17 protein-coding genes are annotated in these 17,997 nt (G+C 69.5%); 7 read left to right on the top strand and 10 right to left on the bottom strand.

Translation table 11 applies throughout. The features are described 5' to 3' along the window. The first annotated feature begins 200 nt into the window (after positions 1-200). The 4 genes from recA (at position 201) to ACWFRU_RS08210 (ending at position 5,554) form a co-directional block, all read left to right on the top strand. Positions 201-1,328 (top strand): recombinase RecA, encoded by a 1,128-nt coding sequence (gene recA, locus ACWFRU_RS08195; protein WP_453685315.1) that lies wholly within the window; start codon positions 201-203, stop codon positions 1,326-1,328. Positions 1,329-1,331: 3 nt separating this feature from the next. Further along, positions 1,332-2,081: a recombination regulator RecX gene (gene recX, locus ACWFRU_RS08200; protein WP_453685316.1), complete on the top strand. Its 750-nt coding sequence runs from the start codon at positions 1,332-1,334 to the stop codon at positions 2,079-2,081. A 240-nt stretch (positions 2,082-2,321) separates the two neighbouring features. After that, positions 2,322-3,014: an ArsR/SmtB family transcription factor gene (locus ACWFRU_RS08205; protein ID WP_453685317.1), complete on the top strand. Its 693-nt coding sequence runs from the start codon at positions 2,322-2,324 to the stop codon at positions 3,012-3,014. Beyond that, positions 3,011-5,554, top strand: coding sequence for an FtsX-like permease family protein (locus ACWFRU_RS08210; RefSeq protein WP_453685318.1), 2,544 nt, complete (start codon positions 3,011-3,013; stop codon positions 5,552-5,554). Before ACWFRU_RS08205 ends, ACWFRU_RS08210 begins: the two co-directional genes overlap by 4 nt. 168 nt (positions 5,555-5,722) lie before the next feature. On the opposite strand, the gene ACWFRU_RS08215 is transcribed toward ACWFRU_RS08210, so the two are convergent. The 9 genes from ACWFRU_RS08215 to ACWFRU_RS08255 form a co-directional block, all read right to left on the bottom strand. Then, a complete protein-coding gene (locus ACWFRU_RS08215; RefSeq protein WP_453685319.1) occupies positions 5,723-6,136 on the bottom strand; it encodes a rhodanese-like domain-containing protein in 414 nt (137 codons plus the stop codon). Then, positions 6,133-6,696: a cysteine dioxygenase gene (locus ACWFRU_RS08220; protein ID WP_453685320.1), complete on the bottom strand. Its 564-nt coding sequence runs from the start codon at positions 6,694-6,696 to the stop codon at positions 6,133-6,135. Before ACWFRU_RS08220 ends, ACWFRU_RS08215 begins: the two co-directional genes overlap by 4 nt. 69 nt (positions 6,697-6,765) lie before the next feature. Further along, positions 6,766-6,852, bottom strand: coding sequence for a putative leader peptide (locus tag ACWFRU_RS08225; RefSeq protein ID WP_311605579.1), 87 nt, complete (start codon positions 6,850-6,852; stop codon positions 6,766-6,768). A gap of 43 nt (positions 6,853-6,895) precedes the next feature. Next, positions 6,896-8,539 (bottom strand): FAD-dependent monooxygenase, encoded by a 1,644-nt coding sequence (locus tag ACWFRU_RS08230; protein WP_453685321.1) that lies wholly within the window; start codon positions 8,537-8,539, stop codon positions 6,896-6,898. Between the two features lie 327 nt (positions 8,540-8,866). Further along, positions 8,867-9,298, bottom strand: a complete 432-nt coding sequence (locus tag ACWFRU_RS08235) for a hypothetical protein (protein WP_453685322.1) — start codon at positions 9,296-9,298, stop codon at positions 8,867-8,869. Positions 9,299-9,549: 251 nt separating this feature from the next. Then, positions 9,550-10,482: an amino acid ABC transporter permease gene (locus tag ACWFRU_RS08240; protein ID WP_453685323.1), complete on the bottom strand. Its 933-nt coding sequence runs from the start codon at positions 10,480-10,482 to the stop codon at positions 9,550-9,552. Then, positions 10,479-11,147, bottom strand: a complete 669-nt coding sequence (locus ACWFRU_RS08245; protein WP_453685324.1) for an amino acid ABC transporter permease — start codon at positions 11,145-11,147, stop codon at positions 10,479-10,481. The genes ACWFRU_RS08240 and ACWFRU_RS08245 overlap by 4 nt, the downstream gene beginning before the upstream one ends. Positions 11,148-11,260: 113 nt before the next feature. Continuing rightward, on the bottom strand, positions 11,261-12,094 hold the full coding sequence (locus ACWFRU_RS08250) for a glutamate ABC transporter substrate-binding protein (RefSeq protein WP_453685325.1): 834 nt from the start codon (positions 12,092-12,094) through the stop codon (positions 11,261-11,263). A gap of 56 nt (positions 12,095-12,150) precedes the next feature. Beyond that, on the bottom strand, positions 12,151-12,930 hold the full coding sequence (locus tag ACWFRU_RS08255) for an amino acid ABC transporter ATP-binding protein (protein ID WP_361843160.1): 780 nt from the start codon (positions 12,928-12,930) through the stop codon (positions 12,151-12,153). A gap of 288 nt (positions 12,931-13,218) precedes the next feature. Between ACWFRU_RS08255 and ACWFRU_RS08260 the strand changes: the two genes are divergently transcribed. After that, entirely contained in the window at positions 13,219-13,908 is a 690-nt protein-coding gene (locus ACWFRU_RS08260; protein WP_453685326.1) for a response regulator transcription factor, read from the top strand. Between the two features lie 16 nt (positions 13,909-13,924). Beyond that, the gene (locus ACWFRU_RS08265; RefSeq protein ID WP_453685327.1) at positions 13,925-15,340 is read left to right on the top strand and encodes an ATP-binding protein; all 1,416 of its coding nucleotides are present in this window, start codon (positions 13,925-13,927) and stop codon (positions 15,338-15,340) included. 30 nt (positions 15,341-15,370) lie between these two features. On the opposite strand, the gene ACWFRU_RS08270 is transcribed toward ACWFRU_RS08265, so the two are convergent. Continuing rightward, positions 15,371-16,366: a TAXI family TRAP transporter solute-binding subunit gene (locus ACWFRU_RS08270; protein ID WP_453685328.1), complete on the bottom strand. Its 996-nt coding sequence runs from the start codon at positions 16,364-16,366 to the stop codon at positions 15,371-15,373. 86 nt (positions 16,367-16,452) lie between these two features. Between ACWFRU_RS08270 and miaB the strand changes: the two genes are divergently transcribed. Next, positions 16,453-17,973, top strand: coding sequence for a tRNA (N6-isopentenyl adenosine(37)-C2)-methylthiotransferase MiaB (gene miaB / locus ACWFRU_RS08275; protein ID WP_453685329.1), 1,521 nt, complete (start codon positions 16,453-16,455; stop codon positions 17,971-17,973). The last annotated feature ends 24 nt before the right edge of the window (positions 17,974-17,997 follow it).

The raw sequence follows: 17,997 nt of genomic DNA on the forward strand, positions 1-17,997 counted from the left end.
TCGAACATCCATTCTTATGGGTTGCCTGGCGGCGTTTTCCCGGGGTTTTCGCGGGGGGATCCCTGGGGCTCCGGCGGATTCCGGCGGGGCGTTCGCCTCGAGTTATCCACAGGCCGGACGGGCGTCGGGGCGGATTGTCAGTGGCAGGCGCTAGCGTCATTGACGTGAAGCGATCGACACAAGCAAATCGGGTGGAACCCATGGCAGGAACCGACCGCGAGAAGGCGCTCGAAGCCGCGCTCGCACAGATTGAACGGCAATTCGGCAAGGGCGCAGTGATGCGCATGGGCGAGCGGCCGAACGACCCCATCGAGGTCATCCCCACCGGATCGACCGCCCTCGACGTCGCGCTCGGCGTCGGCGGCATCCCGCGCGGCCGTGTGGTGGAGGTGTACGGACCGGAGTCCTCCGGTAAGACGACGCTGACGCTGCACGCCGTGGCGAACGCACAGCGCGCGGGCGGCGCCGTCGCCTTCGTGGACGCCGAGCACGCACTCGACCCCGAGTACGCGAAGAAGCTGGGCGTCGACATCGACAACCTGATCCTGTCCCAGCCTGACAACGGCGAGCAGGCTCTGGAGATCGTCGACATGCTGGTCCGCTCCGGCGCGCTCGACCTGATCGTCATCGACTCCGTCGCGGCCCTGGTGCCGCGCGCGGAGATCGAGGGTGAGATGGGCGACTCGCACGTGGGTCTGCAGGCCCGTCTGATGAGCCAGGCGCTCCGGAAGATCACCAGCGCGCTCAACCAGTCCAAGACGACCGCGATCTTCATCAACCAGCTCCGCGAGAAGATCGGCGTGATGTTCGGCTCGCCGGAGACCACGACCGGTGGTCGTGCGCTGAAGTTCTACGCCTCGGTGCGGCTCGACATCCGACGGATCGAGACCCTGAAGGACGGCACGGACGCGGTCGGCAACCGCACCCGCGTCAAGGTCGTCAAGAACAAGGTCGCGCCGCCCTTCAAGCAGGCCGAGTTCGACATCCTCTACGGCCAGGGCATCAGCCGCGAGGGCGGCCTGATCGACATGGGCGTGGAGAACGGCTTCGTCCGCAAGGCCGGCGCCTGGTACACGTACGAGGGCGACCAGCTCGGCCAGGGCAAGGAGAACGCCCGCAACTTCCTGAAGGACAACCCCGATCTCGCCAACGAGATCGAGAGGAAGATCAAGGAGAAGCTGGGCGTCGGCGTGAAGCCGCAGGAGGAGGAGCCGGCCGCCGAGCCGGGCAAGGACGCGGCGGGTGCGGCAACCGAGGACGCCGCCAAGACGGTGCCCGCGCCGGCGACCAAGGCCACCAAGCCCAAGGCCGCCGCGGCCAAGAGCTGATCCATGACGCGGCGCACAGACTGGGCGGACCAGGTCACTCCCGAACACCACACCGACCCCGCGGGCCGAGGCTTCGCGGACGGTGTGGATCAGGGTGGCGCCGACCAGGAGGGTGACGAGACCGGCTTCCGCGGGGGCGGCGGCCGGCGAGGTCGCCGACGGCGTGGCGGCTTCGGTGAAGGCCGAGGCGGCGGTTCACAGGACAGCGGCCCCCCTTCCTCGTCGAGGGCCGAGAAGGGGGAGCCGCCGACAGCGGATCCGGGTGAGAAGGCGCGGGCGATCTGTCTGCGGCTGCTCACCGGGACTCCGCGCACGCGCAAACAACTGGCGGACGCGCTGCGCAAGCGGGACATCCCGGACGACGTGGCGGAGGAAGTGCTGACCCGCTTCGAAGAGGTCGGCCTGATCAACGACGGTGCCTTCGCGGGCGCGTGGGTGGAGTCCCGGCACCACGGCCGGGGCCTGGCCCGACGGGCGCTCGCGCAGGAGCTGCGTACGAAGGGCGTGGACGCCACGCTGATCGAGGAAGCCGTGGGGCAGCTCGACTCAGAGCAGGAGGAGGCGACCGCACGCGAGTTGGTCGCCCGCAAGCTCCGTGCCACACGGGGTCTCGACCGCGACAAGCGGCTGCGCCGCCTCGCGGGCATGCTCGCCCGCAAGGGCTACTCGGAAGGCCTGGCGCTCCGGATCGTCCGGCAGGCCATCGAGGACGAGGGCGAGGACGCGGGGGACTTGGGGTTCGACGGGGACTGAGCCGACCAGGGCCCTCGCGGGGGTGGGGCCCAGGTCAGGGCCGGGCAGCGCGGTGCGAACCGTGGCCCGGCCCTTTCGCGTTCCGCGGAGGGCATCACGAGGGGCGGCGCGACGCCCTGCGGCCTCCGTAGCGCCGTACTTCAACTCCCCGTCGGCGCCCGCAGGGTGGGGATAACCCCCCGCCGAAGACGCCGGTCCACCGCACTGCACAGGAACCTGTGCACAGGCGACTGTGTACGCATGGCAAAGGAACCCGGCACGACCGACGGCGCCCCCGAGGAGCTGACCGACCTCCGCGTCCTCAAGGCACTCGCGCAGCCCCGGCGCCAGCAGATGCTGCAGCACCTCACCGTGCACGGCCCGGCCACCTCGGCGACGCTCGCCAGGGCGCTCGGCCTCAACACCGGCGCCACCAGCTACCACCTGCGCGAACTCGCCCGCTACGGCTTCGTCGAGGAGACCGCCGGTACGGGCCACGGCCGCGAACGCTGGTGGCGCGCGATCCCCGGCGACCGGCGTTTCCCGCCCCGCAGCAAGCAGAACGCCGAGACGCGGCTCGTCATGGACGAGCTGAACCATCTCTCCTATGCCGCCGACCTGGAGCTCTTCGAGCAGTTGCAGCGAGACGCCTGCGACACCGAGGACGCCGGACTCGGTGAGTGGGCCGACGCGTTTCCGTACTCGCGCGGCACGATCCGGCTGACGCTTCCCGAGCTCCGCGAGTTCTTCGAGGAGTACATCGCCCTGCTCAACCGCTACAAGCGCCCCGACGCCGAGACCCCGGCCGAGGCCCGCACGGTACTCACCCGGCTCCTGGCCTTCCCGGCACCCGCGACCGCCGACGTGCCGCCTGCGCCCGAGCCTGCCCGTTCGGCCCGCTCCTCCGCCCCCTCTCCCAGTTCCTCCTCCTCCGAGCCCGAGGCGACAACATGATGCTGCGCTACGCACTGCAGACGGTCCGAGACCGCAAGGGCGGATTCCTCGGCGCCTTCCTGGCACTGATGTGCGCGGCCGCGCTCATCACGGCCTGCGGCACGCTCCTGGAGACAGGCCTGCGCGGCACCATCCACACCGAGCGCTACGCCGCCACTCCCGTGATCGTCTCCGCGGACCAGAACGTCCACCAGACCACCGTCAAGCACAAGAAGGGCAAGACCAAGGTCAAGCACAAGGCCAAGCCGATCGCCGAGCGGGCCTGGCTGGCGGAGGACATCGCGGACAGGCTCAAGGGGGTGCGGGAAGTCGGCAGAATGATCCCCGAACTCACCTTCCTCGCCACGCCATTGACCCCGGCGGCCGGCGACCTCACCGACAAGCCCGCGTACGGCCACGCCTGGGAGTCGGCAGCACTGACCCCCTTCCGTCTCGTCGAGGGCAAGGCGCCGCGCGCCGCAGGGGACCTCGTCATCGACAGCGGCCTCGCCGGGCGTGCCCACCTCAAGACCGGCGACCGCCTCACCGTCCAGTCGACACAAGCCCCGCGCACCTACCGCATCACCGGTGTGGCCGCCCCCTCCGAAGGCGCCCTTGCCCACCAGACGGCGCTCTTCTTCTCCTCCGGAGAGGCCGAGCGGCTCGCCGCTCACCCCGGAAAGATCACCACGCTCGGCGTCATGCCGGCCGACGGCACCGGAACGGGAGAGCTCAAGGAGGCGGTCGCAGACGCCCTCGCCGGTACGAAGTCGCAGGTCAGCATCGGCGATGACCGTGGCCCCGTGGAGTTCCTCGACGCGGCGGGCGCTCGCGTCAAGCTGGTCAGCATGGGCGGTGCGATGGGCGGCACCTCCCTCCTCGTCGCTGTCCTCGTGGTCGTCGGCACCTTCGCCCTCTCCGTGCAGCAGCGCCACCGCGAACTCGCCCTGCTCCGCGCCATCGCCGCCACGCCGAAGCAGATCCGGGGGCTTCTCGGCCGAGAGGCCCTGATCGTCGGTGCGGCCGCGGGCGTCATCGGCTCGCTCGCCGGAATCCCGCTCGGCGGCTGGCTGCACGGCAAGTTCGTGGACATGGGCGCCGTGCCCGCGACCCTGGAGCGGACCGTCAGCGTCTTTCCGCTCCTTGCCGCCGTGGCCGCGACGCTGCTCGGAGCATGGGCCGCTGCTCGCCTCTCGGCCCGCCGCATCGCCCGTATCCGCCCGGCCGAGGCCCTCGCCGAAGCACGAGTCGAGCGCGCCGGGGTGCCGTGGAGCCGCATCATCGCGGGCGTCCTCATCCTCGCCGCGGGAGCCGTGCTGGTCGCCGTGCTCAGCGTGCTGCGCACCGAGCCCGCGTCGACTCCCGTGACGTTCCTGGCCGTGGTGGTCCTCTCCACCGCTGTCGCGCTGCTCGGCCCGCTCCTGGTCAGGGCGGTGGCTGCCGTGCTCCGCGGACCGCTGCGGCTCTCCGGCCCCGGCGGCCGCCTCGCGCACGCCAACCTTCGCGGCAACGCGGCCCGGATGGCGGCGGCCGTCACCCCGCTCGCCCTCCTCACCGGCATGACCTGCACGGTCCTGTTCGTCCAGCCCACCCTCGGCGACGCGGCCCGTGCTCAGGCCCGTGAGGGCATCCGCGCCGACTGGGTCCTGGCGGCGCAAGGGCCGGGCGTCCCCGCCGAGGCCGCGCGGAAGCTGCGTACGACCGAGGGCGTCGAGGCCGCCACCGAGGTCGTACGCACCACCGTGCGCGTGGGGCTCGACAAGTACCCGGCGCAGGGCGTCAGCACGGCCGGCCTCACCCGTACCTGGGACCCGGACGTGACCGCCGGATCCCTGCGGGGCTTCGGCAAGGGCAGCGTCGCCGTCAGTGAACTGGCTGCCGACCAGCTCGGCCTGCGGCCAGGCAGCAGCCTGAAGCTCACGCTCGGCGACGGCACGAAGACCAGGCTCAAGGTCAGCGCCGTGTACGCGCGCGGGCTCGGCTTCGGGGATCTGACCATGGCCCACGACCTGGTCGCCCGCCACGTGGACAACCCGCTCGCCGCCACGGTCCTGATCAAGAGCGACCGTACACAGGAACAACTCGCGGCAAGTGTCGCGAAGTTCCCGGGCCTGCGAGTTCTCGCCCCGGCCGCCGTCGACAACCTTCAGGCGGAGCGGCAGCAGGAGAACGCCGAGGTGAACTATCTGGCGATGGGGCTCATCCTGGCCTTCACCGCGATCGCCGTCGTCAACACCCTCGCCATGTCGGTCTCCGAGCGCGTCCGCGAGTTCGCGATGCTGCGACTCGCGGGTGCGAGCCGCCGCCAGGTCCTGCGCATGCTGCGCACCGAGGCGTTGTCCGTCCTGCTCATCGGCACGGCCCTCGGCAGCGGCATCGCGCTCGCCGTCCTGACCGCCTTCAGCGTCGGCATGACCGGCAGCGCCGCGCCCTCGATCGCCCCCTTGGTGTACGTCTGCGTGGTGGCCGTCGGGGCTCTGCTCGCCCTCACCGCGACGGCGCTCCCGGGCCGCGCCGCCCTCAGGCCCCGCCCCGTCACGGTGGCGACGGCCAAGGAGTAAGCGGCGAGACGCAATGGAGGGCGCCCCTTACCGGAACCGGTGAGGGGCGCCCACGCGCGCGTGCCCAGCCCGCGAACGGAACCCCGGTGCCCAGCCCGCGACCGGAACCCCGGTGCCCAGCCCGCGACCGGAACCCCGGTGCCCAGCCCGCGACCGGAAGCCCGGCACTCAGCCCGCGACCGGAAGCCCGGCGGCCTTCCACGCCTGGAATCCGCCGATGAGGTCGGTCGCGTGGCGCAGCCCCAACTGCCGCAAGGAGACCGCCGCGAGGCTCGACGCGTAGCCCTCGTTGCAGATCACGACGACCCGCAGGTCATGGCCCGTGGCCTCCGCGGCACGGTGGCTGCCCTGCGGGTCCAGGCGCCACTCCAGTTCGTTGCGCTCGACGACGAGGGCTCCGGGGATCAGGCCGTCGCGCTCGCGCAGGGCGGCGTACCGGATGTCGACCAGGAGTCCGCCCGCGGCCGCGGCGTCACGCGCCTCCTCCGGAGTGACCCGGTCGAGGTCGAGGCGCACACGCTCCAGCAACTCGTCGATCCCGACGGCCCCTTCGTCGGTGGGGTGCTCGCTGTGCTCGCTCACTGCCAGTCCTCCGGGCGTTCCACGGACTCCAGGCGCAGGACCGCGCCCGTGCGGCTGTAGCGGCGGATGCGCGGCAGCGGCGGGTAGTAGGCGTGCACGGAGATGGCGTGCTCGCCCGTGGACTCGTTCAGCACCTCATGCACGTGGTTCTGGCCGAACGCCCTGCCCTTGCCGACCGTCAACTCCCGCTCGCGGTCGACCCCTCCGGACAGTTCCAGGGTCTTCCAGCCGTCGGTGGGCAGCCGGGCGGCGAGCGAGTTCTCCTTGAGGGTGCCGGCAGCGGTGTAAAAAGCACCCACCGACTCCGCGTGGTCATGCCATCCGGTGCCGGTGCCGGGCGGCCAGCCGATCAGCCAGGCCTCGCTGCCGCCGGGCCCTTCCAGACGCACCCAGGTGCGGCCCTCGGGGTCCAGCGGCAGTGAGGCGATGAGCTCGGCGTCGGCGGCGCTCCTGCGTACGAATTCGAGGAGCTCGGCGGCGGTGGGCGCGGACCCCGCCGTAGAGGCGTGGGTGGCGGAAGCAGGAGGGGTGGAGACAGGAGTGGAGACAGAAGCAGACACGGGGACCGTCCTGGAGGTTCGCGGAAGCGCGCGCCAACAAGAGGGCGCGCAGAGGGGAAAGCGGCGAATTCAGCAGGACGGACGACACACGCAGCCCGCATAGCGGACGAGGTCCATATGGACCCTCCGCCACAGGCGCACATCGGTGTCGGTCACGTTTCGGAGTAGACCATGACGCTGCGTGCCGGTCAACTCCTTCTCACTGTGTGGTCGGACGCCCCGCAGGGGCCCCGCTCTCCGCCTTCTCCGTGGCGTCCGCGCTGTCCGCGCGCCGCTTCGGGGACGGTCCGCCGAGAGCCGTCTCGGCCGCCGTATACAGCTCGGCGGGGCGCACCCCGCCGAGCGCCGTGACCAGATGCCCGTCGGGGCGGATGAGCAGCACCGAGTGCGGGGGGGCTCCGGGGTAACTCTCCGCGACCAACAGTTCCGCCGGGTGCGGCAGCGCCGTGACGGCGGCCGCGAGCCGGGGCATGATCCCGGCCGTCACCCAGTGCCGCCGCTCCCACACCACCGTGCCCGGCGCGACAAGGACGACGAGCAGCTGATTCGCGCCGAGCCGGTCGCGCAGCCGCACGAAGGACCCGTCGGGGGCCGTCACCGGCACATCGACCACGGGCGACCCCGGTTCCGTACCCACGGCTACCTCGGACTCGGAGGGCGGAGGTGCCAGCGGCGAGTCCGCGTACGAGGCGGGTGCGCCGAGGGGCCCGCGTCCCACGTGACCGTCTGTGAGGAGCGTGTCGTGCCCGCGGGCGGACCCGGGTACGTACGAGCGCAGGCCTTTGCCGCCCCGCAGTATCGGCAGCGACTGGTCGGCGGCGCGCAGGCGTGCGGCGACACCGGCCCGCCGCTCGGCCTGATAGCTGTCGAGCAGGGCGTCGTGCCCGCCGTGGTGCCAGGCGAGCGCCAGCTTCCAGGCGAGGTTGTCCGCGTCCCGCAGCCCTTCGTCGAGCCCTTGCGTGCCGAGCGCGCCGAGCAGGTGCGCGGCGTCGCCCGCGAGGAAGGCACGGCCGACCCGCCAGCGGCGGGCCAGCCGGTGGTGGACGGTGTGCACCCCGGTGTCGAGCAGTTCGTACGGCGGTGTGGAGCCGCCGCACCAGCCCGCGAGGGTCTCGCGGATACGCACCACGAGCGCGTCCGGCGTCACCAGCTCGCCGCGCGGCGGCAGCAGCCAGTCGAGCCGCCACACCCCGTCGGCGAGCGGACGGCCCGTCACCTCGGCGCCTCCGTGGCGCCACGGAGGCATCCGATGCAGCAACGCCAGGCCGGGCCCGGGAAGTTCCGTGCGCAGCGCTGCCACGGCGTGTCGCTCGACGGCCGTACGCCCCGGGAAGCGGACGTCGAGGAGCTTGCGCACGGTGGACCGTGGTCCGTCGCAGCCCACCAGATAACTCCCGCGCCACCATGTGTCCTTGGGGCCACGGGTGTGGGCGGTCAGCCCGTCCGCGTCCTGTTCGAGCGAGTCGAGCTTGCTCTCCACGGCGACCTTGACGAGGCGCTCCTCGGCGATGGCGGCGCGCAGGGCGCCGGTCAGTGCGTGCTGGGGCACATGGAGGGGGGCCGGCATCTCATCACTGAACGTGAGCTCCCGCATCAGCTGCTTGCGCCGCAGGGAACGCCAGCCGTCCCACCGCGCGCCCGTCTCCCGGTCACCGAACGAGTGACCGGTGAGCCGCTCCATGAGGGCCGCGGTGTCATCCCGCAGGACGACGGTCCGCGCGGGCCGCTGCTCGTCCTTGCCGGGCCCTTCGTCGAGTACGACGGTGGGTACGGAGTGACGCGCGAGAGCCAGGGCAACCGTGAGCCCCACGGGACCCGCGCCGACGACGATCACCGGGTCCACGGTGCGTACCCTCCCGCCGCAAGGGCCCGGGAGCGCTGGACGTACGTACAGGAACTGGCAGTTGGAGCCCGGTGCACGATCACAGAACGTATGCAACCCACCGCTGGTGCCCGCGTCAAGTTGCCGCCCGACTGCTGTGGCGCTTGGGCGAACGCGTGACGAGGCGGTCGACAGATCACACCGGGAGTGGTCGCAACGTGACGAGGGCTGCCGTCCCGTAGGGGACGACAGCCCTTCATCGACGCTGCAGCATCACCGGCGCGACCGCTCACGTTCGGCCGTCCGGCGAATTGCGGACATCACCTAGGAGACACCACCGGGGAGAGGTCACCTGGCCTTGTAGGTGGCGTGTGCCACGGTCGAAGCCGGCCAGAACATGTCCTGGTCGCTCGGCCTGCCCAGTGTGGCGGTACCGCTGTTCGACGCTCGGTAGATCTTTCCCCGCTTGGCCTTCAGCGAGACCTTCTTCGTCTTGCAGCTCTTGGCGAACTTGCAGGCCTTCCCCGCATCCGTCCAACCGTCCCTGCCGCCATTGGCGGAGAGGGCGACCGTGGGGCGCAGAGCGAGGGCCTGCCTGTTGCAGGTCTGCTTCGCGTACGCGTAGACCTTGCCGCCGCTGCGCCAGACCTTCACGTAGTTCTTGCAGCCCTTGTACTTCTTGCCGTAGTCGGAATCCGCGGCGTGGGCGCCGGTTCCCGATGTGAAGATGCAGGCGAGCGCAATCGCGCCGACGGTCATCCCCTTGAAGGTCTTCTTCATTTTGACTATCCCCTCGTTGCCGGTCGGGTTCCGTGGTCTCTGGATTTCCAGCCGGAACCAGCAACTGCGTTTACTGTAGGGGTAGTTGATCTTCGTTTCTAGTGAATTGAGATAGGTTTGAGCTTGCGTGTCGTGAAAGGGGTTTGCGGTATGGGTGGCGTCAATGGCCCGTATGCGCGCACGCAAAACGACGGAGGCAGTGGCCGTATGCCACTGCCTCCGTCGTTTAGTCGGCCGTTCGGGAGATGCTGCTAGCCGTCTCCGCCTCCGCCGACCGTGCCGCCTTCGCCGTGGTCCGCACGGATCGTCTTGGGGCCGATCGTCTCCAAGTTCTCGAGCGCTTCGGGGCCCACCACGGCGCCCGTGCTCTTCTTGGACCGCCGCATACGGCGCTCCAGCCAGGAGGCGAGGCTCGTGAGCAGCAGGTTCAGCACGATGTAGATAACCGCGACGACGATGAAGCTGGGGATGACGCTCGCGTAGTACGAGGCGGCCGTCTTTCGCGCGCTGAGCAGCTCCGCGAAGCTGAGCATCGCACCGCCGAGCGCGGTGTCCTTGACGATCACGACGAGCTGACTGACGAGCGCCGGGAGCATCGCGGTCACGGACTGCGGAAGCAGCACGCTCCTCATCGTCTGGCCCTTGCGCAGGCCGATCGCCTTGGCGGCCTCCGTCTGCCCCTTGGGCAGCGACAAGATGCCCGCCCGCACGATCTCGGCCAGCACCGAGGCGTTGTAGAGCACCAGCCCCGTCACCACGGCGTACATCGGGCGGTCGTCGACGCTGATGTCGGTGGACGCCGAGAAGAACTGGTTGGCGAAGACCATCAGGATCAGCACCGGGATCGCGCGGAAGAACTCGACGACCACAGCGGCGGGAACCCTGACCCACCGGTGGTCGGAGAGCCGTGCGATACCGAAGAGGGCTCCCAGCGGAAGGGCGATCACCATGGCCAGGCCTGCGGCCTTCAGCGTGTTCGCGAGTCCCGGCAAGAGGTATGTCGTCCATGACTCGGAGTCGGCGAGCCAGGGCTCCCACTTGGCCCATTCCAGCTGCCCCTTGTCGGACATGGCGGACCAGGCCCACCAAAGTCCCAGAAGCATGAGCGCGAGAAAGAGCAGCGAGAGAAGCACATTGCGCCGTTTGGCGCGGGGCCCGGGTGCGTCGTAAAGGACGGAAGTCATCGCTTCACCGCCAGACGCTTGCCGAGCCACCCGAGTATGAGGCCCGTCGGCAAGGTCAGCACCACGAATCCGAAGGCGAATATCCCGGTGATGAGGAACAACTGCGCCTCATTTTCGATCATTTCCTTCATCAGCAGAGCCGCTTCCGCCACACCGATGGCCGCTGCGACCGTGGTGTTCTTGGTCAGGGCGATCAATACGTTGGTGAGAGGGCCGATCACGGAACGGAAGGCCTGCGGCAGCACGATGAGACCGAGGACCTGACTGAAGCTCAGCCCGAGAGCGCGTGCGGCCTCCGCCTGGCCCAACGGCACCGTGTTGATGCCGGACCGCACCGCCTCGCACACGAATGCCGCCGTATAGGCGCCGAGGCCGAGCACCGCGAGACGGAAGCCCAGCGTGTCGAAGTCGTTGCCCGCGCCCAGCGTGATGCCGAAGACATCGGCGAGCCCCAGCGAGCTGAACACGATGATGACGGTCAGTGGGATGTTCCGCACGATGTTGACGTAAGCGGTACCGAACCAGCGCATGACCGGAACCGGGCTGACGCGCATGGCGGCCAGCAGAGTGCCCCAGACCAAGGAACCGAGGCCTGCGAAGACAGTGAGCTTCACCGTCATCCAGAAGGCATCGAGCAAGTCGTAGTCTTCAAGAAAGTCGAACACGATCTCCCGCGCTCTCGCATGTGGTGATGGCGAGGTACGCCGCCGCGTCCGAGCGGCGGCGTACCGGCGTGTGCCCTGTCAGTGGAGCGGCTTCTGGAGCCGCTCCCACGAGGTCACTTGACGATGTCGCCGATCTTCGGGGCGGGCTCGTTCTTGTAGTTGGCAGGGCCGAAGTTCTTCTTGACGGCCTTGTCCCAGGACTTGTCCGAAACCATCTTCTCGAGGGCCTTGTTGATCTGGTCCTTGAGCTTGGTGTCGCCCTTCTTGATGCCGATGCCGTAGTTCTCGTTGGTCAGCTTCAGGCCGGCGAGCTTGTACTTGCCCTTGTACTGCTCCTGCGCCGCGTAACCCGCGAGGATCGAGTCGTCCGTGGTCAGCGCGTCGACGGCGCTGCTGCCCAGTCCGTCGATGCACTCGGAGTACGTGCTGTACTCGCGCAGCTGGGCCTTCGGCGCGATCTCCTTCTTGACGTTCTGCGCCGAGGTGGAGCCGGTCACCGAGCAGAGCTTCTTGCCGTTGAGGTCCGTGCCCTTGGTGATGTTGTCGTCGGACCGCACGAGCAGGTCCTGGTGGGCGAGGAGGTACGGCCCCGCGAAGTCGACCTTCTTCTCGCGCTCCTCGTTGATGGAGTACGACGCCGCGATGAACTTGACGTCACCGCGCTGCAGGGCGGTCTCGCGGTCCGCGCTGGGCGTTTCCTTCCACTCGATGTCCTCGGCCTTGTAACCGAGCTCCTTGGCGACGTAGGTCGCGACATCGACGTCGAAGCCGGTGTATCCGTCCGGCGTCTTCAGGCCGACACCGGGCTGGTCGAACTTGATGCCGATGGTGATCTTCTTGCCACCACCGGAACCCTTGTCGTCCTTGTCGTCCGAGCCACAGGCCGTGGCGGTGACGGAGAGCGCGAGTACGGCGGCGGCTGCCGCGGTGACCTTGCGAGCCTTCATGGTGAACATCCTTTGTTTCGGCAGAAGAGGGTTGAGACGCAGGGGAGAGCCACGCGTCAGTGGTGAAGGATCTTCGACAGGAAGTCCTTGGCCCGGTCGCTGCGCGGGTTGCTGAAGAACTGGTCCGGTACGGCCTCTTCGACGATCCGGCCGTCCGCCATGAAGACGACGCGGTTGGCCGCGGAGCGTGCGAAGCCCATCTCGTGGGTGACCACGACCATGGTCATGCCGTCACGCGCGAGCTGCTGCATGACCTCGAGGACCTCGTTGATCATCTCCGGGTCGAGCGCCGACGTGGGCTCGTCGAAGAGCATCACCTTGGGGTCCATGGCCAACGCGCGGGCGATCGCGACACGTTGCTGCTGGCCACCGGAGAGCTGTGCGGGGTACTTGTCGGCCTGCGTGGCGACACCCACACGGTCCAGGAGGCCGCGTGCCTTTGTCTCTGCTTCCGCCTTGGACGTCTTGCGCACCTTGATCTGGCCCAGCATCACGTTCTCGAGCACGGTCTTGTGCGCGAAAAGGTTGAAGGACTGGAAGACCATGCCCACGTCCGCACGGAGACGGGCGAGCTCCTTGCCCTCCTGGGGCAGCGGCTTGCCGTCGATCGAGATGTCTCCCGACTCGACCGTCTCCAGGCGGTTGATGGCGCGGCACAGTGTCGACTTGCCCGACCCGGAGGGGCCGATCACGACGACGACCTCACCGCGGGTGATGGTCAGGTCGATGTCCTGGAGGACGTGCAGAGCGCCGAAGTGCTTGTTGACGTTCTTCAGCACGACCAGGTCGTCCGCCCCGGGCGGTATGGCGTCCTTGGTCACCGATACTTCGGTCACGGCTTGTTGCTCCATCCTCCTCGGTTGGGAGGACAGTAATAACCCGGTGCGACCAGCGTCATTACATCTGAGGGGAAATTGAGCATAACGATCCGGCCGCAACCGGACACACCGTGTGAACGGGGACGCCGGGGAGCGTACCGGCTCCATAACGGAACGTGCCCGTGACCCGAACCCTCTTGACGCGGTCCTTATCCATCGGCGTGGATGCCATGGTGCGTGTGCACGCGCGCGTACCGGCCATCGGCGAGCGCGAACCGAACGACCGATGAACCGGAGGGGGCCCGTATGAGACTGCTCCTCGTCGAGGACGACGATCATGTGGCCGCAGCCCTGTCCGCGGTCCTGGCCAGGCACGGCTTCGACGTCGTGCACGCCCGCAGCGGCGAGGAAGCGCTGCAGGCCCTGCTGCCCGGCGAATCGGCACCCTTCGGAGTCGTGCTCCTCGACCTGGGTCTGCCCGATCAGGACGGCTACGAGGTGTGCGGAAAGATCCGGAAGCGCGGATCGACACCCGTGATCATGGTGACGGCGCGTGCCGACGTGCGCTCACGGATCCACGGCCTGAATCTGGGGGCCGACGACTACGTAGTGAAGCCGTACGACACCGGGGAGCTCATCGCCCGTATCCACGCGGTCATCCGCCGGCCCCCGTCCGGCGCCGCCGCGGGCCCCGCGGACAGCGAGCTGCGCCTCGGTTCCGTACGCATCGAACTGCCCACCCGGCAGGTCAGTGTGGACGGTTCGACGGTCCAGCTGACCCGCAAGGAGTTCGACCTGCTCGCGCTCCTCGCGCAGCGGCCCGGCGTGGTGTTCCGCCGGGAGCAGATCATCAGCGAGGTGTGGCGCACCAGCTGGGAGGGAACGGGGCGCACCCTGGAAGTGCATGTCGCTTCCCTGCGCTCCAAGTTGCACATGCCGGCCCTGATCGAGACCGTCCGGGGCGTGGGCTATCGGCTCGTGGCCCCGGCCGCGTAGCGAGTAGCGAGGTCAGGTGCGCTCTCGCCTCCTCCCGCTGCTCATCGTCCTCATGGCGGGTGTGCTGCTCGCGCTCGGCTTCCCGCTCGCGGTGAGCGTGGCGGCGGCGCAGCAGCAGAAGGTGGTCATCGACCGGATCGACGACACGGCGCGCTTCGCGGCGCTCGCGCAGTTCGTCACGAAACGTCCCACGGGCTCGCGTCTGCGGGACAAGGACGAACGGCGCGAGACCCTCCAGACCGAACTCAACTACTACCACGAGGTCTACGGGATCAAGGCGGGCGTCTTCTTCCGGGACGGTGAGCCCATGGCTCACGCCCCCGGGGACTGGTTCCTGCCTCCCAGGGGCGCCGAGGTGCGCGAGGCCTTCGAAGAGGCCCTCAGGTCCCGTGGAAGCCACAATCCGCGCCAGGTCTGGCCGTGGCAGCGCGGCCGGCTCGTCGTGGCGTCCCCGGTGATCAGGGACGGGGACGTCATCGCCGTCGTCGTCACCGACTCGCCCACCGGACGCATGCGTTCGCAGACACTGCAGGGGTGGCTGCTCATCGGCGCCGGCGAGATGGCGGCGATGCTTCTCGCGGTCGGTGCCGCACTGCGCCTCACCGGCTGGGTGCTGCGGCCGGTACGGGTCCTGGACGCGACGACGCACGACATCGCGACCGGGCGCCTGAAGTCGCGGGTGGCGGCCGCGGGCGGGCCGCCGGAACTGAGACGCCTCGCCCGGTCGTTCAACGAGATGGCCGACAACGTCGAGGACGTGCTGGAGCAGCAGCGGGCCTTCGTCGCCGACGCCTCGCACCAACTGCGCAACCCGCTCTCCGCCCTGCTGCTCCGCATCGAGCTGCTCGCCCTCGAACTGCCCGAGGGGAACGAGGAGATCGCCTCCGTGCGCACCGAGGGCAAACGCCTCGCCCAGGTGCTCGACGACCTCCTGGGCCTCGCCCTGGCCGAGCACGCCGCGGCCGATCTGCGGCTCACCGACATCGGGGAGCTCGCGACCGAACGGGTCGGCGCCTGGCGGCCGCTCGCCGAGGAACGCGGGGTGCGCCTGACGGACCACTGCCCGGCGACCACCGGCTGGGCCGACCCCGTCGCGCTGTCCAGTGCCCTGGACGCGGTGATCGACAACGCCCTCAAGTTCACGCCCGAGGGCGAGGAGGTGCGGGTGGAGGTGTCCTGGAGCGGTGAGCGGACGACCGTAGTGATCACGGACGGCGGTCCCGGCCTCACGGAGGACGAACTCGCCCGCATCGGTGACCGCTTCTGGCGCAGCAACCGCCATCAGAACGTCAAGGGATCAGGCCTCGGCCTGTCCATCTCGCGCGCCCTGCTCACCGCGGGCGGCGGCTCCATCACGTACGAGCAGCACGAGCCGCACGGACTGCGGGTGACCGTCGCAGTGCCACGCGACGAACCAGGGCACCACGCCTGACAGCGGCTGGGGCAACGGCTACTGCCACGGCTACGGCTTTACCGACTGGTAGTAGCGGCGCGCACCCTCGTGGAGGGCCAGGGGGTCCGTGTAGAGCGCCGTCCGCAGGTCCACCAGCTGGGCCGCGTGCACCTTGCCGCCGATGTGGTCGCGGCTGTCGATCACCGTGCGGGTCAGCCCCTCGGTCAGCTTCGGGTCCGCCCGGTCCGTCGTCACCAGGAGATTCGCCACGGCCAGGGTGGGTACGGCGTCGTTCTGCTGGGCGGCGGGGTAGGCGTCGGCGGGCATCACAGCGGCCCGGTAGTAGCGGGAGGCTCCGCCCTGCTGGTGCAGCGCGTCCACGAGGGTGCCGAGCTCGACGAGGCGGATGTCGAATTCTTCGGAGAGCAGCCGCACGGTGGTGGTCGGCAGCCCGCCCGACCAGAAGAAGGCGTCGATGTCGCCCTTCTTAAGGAGGTCGGGCGCTTTGTCGATCCCGGCGTGCACCGCCGTGAGGTCCTTCTCGGGATCGAGGTCGGCGGCCTTGAGCACCCGGTCCGCTATCAGCCGCACACCCGAGCGCGGCTGCCCCACGGCCACCTTCTTGCCCCGCAGGTCCTGCGCCTTGTCGATGTCGGACGAGCGCCGGACGACGAGCTGCACGTAGTCGTCGTACAGCCGCGCACACCCCCGGAGACCGTCCGCGCCCGCGCGCCCCTCAAGGCGGTACTTCTCCACGGCGTCGGCCGCCGCGATGGTGAAGTCGGCCTTCCCCGTGGCCACCCGCTCGACGTTCTGCTGCGAGCCCTCGCTGTTGAGGAGCTCCACGTCCACCTTGGGCATGTCATGGGAGATCGCGGTCCTCAGGAGCTTGCCGTAGCGCTCGTACACGGCGTTCTTCACGCCTGTGCTGAACGTCATCCGGCCCTTCGGGGAGTCGTCGCCCACCGGGACGAGCCACCACATCAGGAGTCCGAAGACCACAAGGGCGGCCGCCGCACCCTGGAGTGCGCGCCGCCTGCTGATGTGGGGGAGTGCCGTGAGCATGCGCGCGATCCTGCCAGGCCACGCGCAGTAATGGCCAGGGCCTGGCTCCCGGCAGGGACACTCCCGCGACCGCCTACCCTTGTCACATGAGCAGCGGCGACCGGGGACAGGCAGTGGGCGTTAAAGGAACGTACGAGGTACGCACTTACGGGTGCCAGATGAACGTCCACGACTCGGAGCGTCTCTCCGGTCTCCTCGAGGGCGCCGGATACGAACGCGCGCCCGAGGGCTCGGACGGCGACGCCGATGTGGTGGTCTTCAACACGTGCGCCGTGCGGGAGAACGCCGACAACCGTCTGTACGGGAACCTCGGCCGGCTGGCGCCGATGAAGACCAAGCGGCCCGGCATGCAGATCGCCGTCGGCGGCTGCCTGGCCCAGAAGGACCGCGACACCATCGTCAAGAAGGCCCCCTGGGTCGACGTCGTCTTCGGTACGCACAACATCGGCAAGCTGCCCGTCCTCCTGGAGCGGGCCCGCGTCCAGGAAGAGGCGCAGGTCGAGATCGCCGAATCCCTGGAGGCGTTCCCCTCGACGCTGCCCACGCGCCGCGAGAGCGCGTACGCGGCCTGGGTCTCCATCTCCGTGGGCTGCAACAACACCTGCACGTTCTGCATCGTGCCCGCCCTGCGCGGCAAGGAGAAGGACCGCAGGACCGGCGACATCCTCGCCGAGATCGAGGCGCTCGTCGCCGAGGGCGTCTCCGAGATCACCCTGCTCGGCCAGAACGTGAACGCGTACGGCTCGGACATCGGTGACCGTGAGGCCTTCAGCAAGCTCCTGCGGGCCTGCGGGAAGATCGAGGGCCTGGAGCGCGTGCGCTTCACGTCCCCGCACCCGCGCGACTTCACCGACGACGTGATCGCCGCCATGGCCGAGACCCCGAACGTGATGCCGCAGCTCCACATGCCGCTCCAGTCCGGCTCGGACCCGATCCTCAAGGCGATGCGCCGCTCGTACCGCCAGGACCGCTTCCTCGGCATCATCGAGAAGGTCCGCGCCGCCATGCCCGAGGCCGCGATCACCACCGACATCATCGTCGGCTTCCCCGGGGAGACCGAGGAGGACTTCGAGCAGACGATGCACGTGGTCCGTGAGGCCCGCTTCGCCAACGCCTTCACCTTCCAGTACTCCAAGCGCCCCGGTACGCCCGCGGCGACCATGGAGGGGCAGATCCCCAAGGAGGTCGTGCAGGAGCGCTACATGCGGCTGTCCGCCCTCCAGGAGCAGATCGCCTGGGACGAGAACAAGAAGCAGGTCGGCAGGACCCTCGACCTGATGGTGGCCGAGGGCGAGGGCCGCAAGGACGGCTCCACCCACCGCCTCTCCGGCCGCGCCCCGGACAACCGCCTGGTCCACTTCACCAAGCCCGACACCGAGGTCCGCCCCGGTGATGTCGTGACGGTCGAGATCACGTACGCGGCACCGCATCACCTGCTCGCCGAGGGTCCCGTCCTGAACGTGCGCCCCACGCGCGCGGGGGACGCCTGGGAGAAGCGCAACACGGAGGCGGCCGTCAAGCCCGCGGGCGTGATGCTCGGACTGCCGAAGGTGGGCGCCCCCGAGCCGCTGCCGGTGGCCTCCGGGAGCGGCTGCGGCTGCGACTGACCTGGGCGAGCGCGTACGACGGTC

Source organism: Streptomyces sp. NPDC055099, from assembly GCF_053607685.1.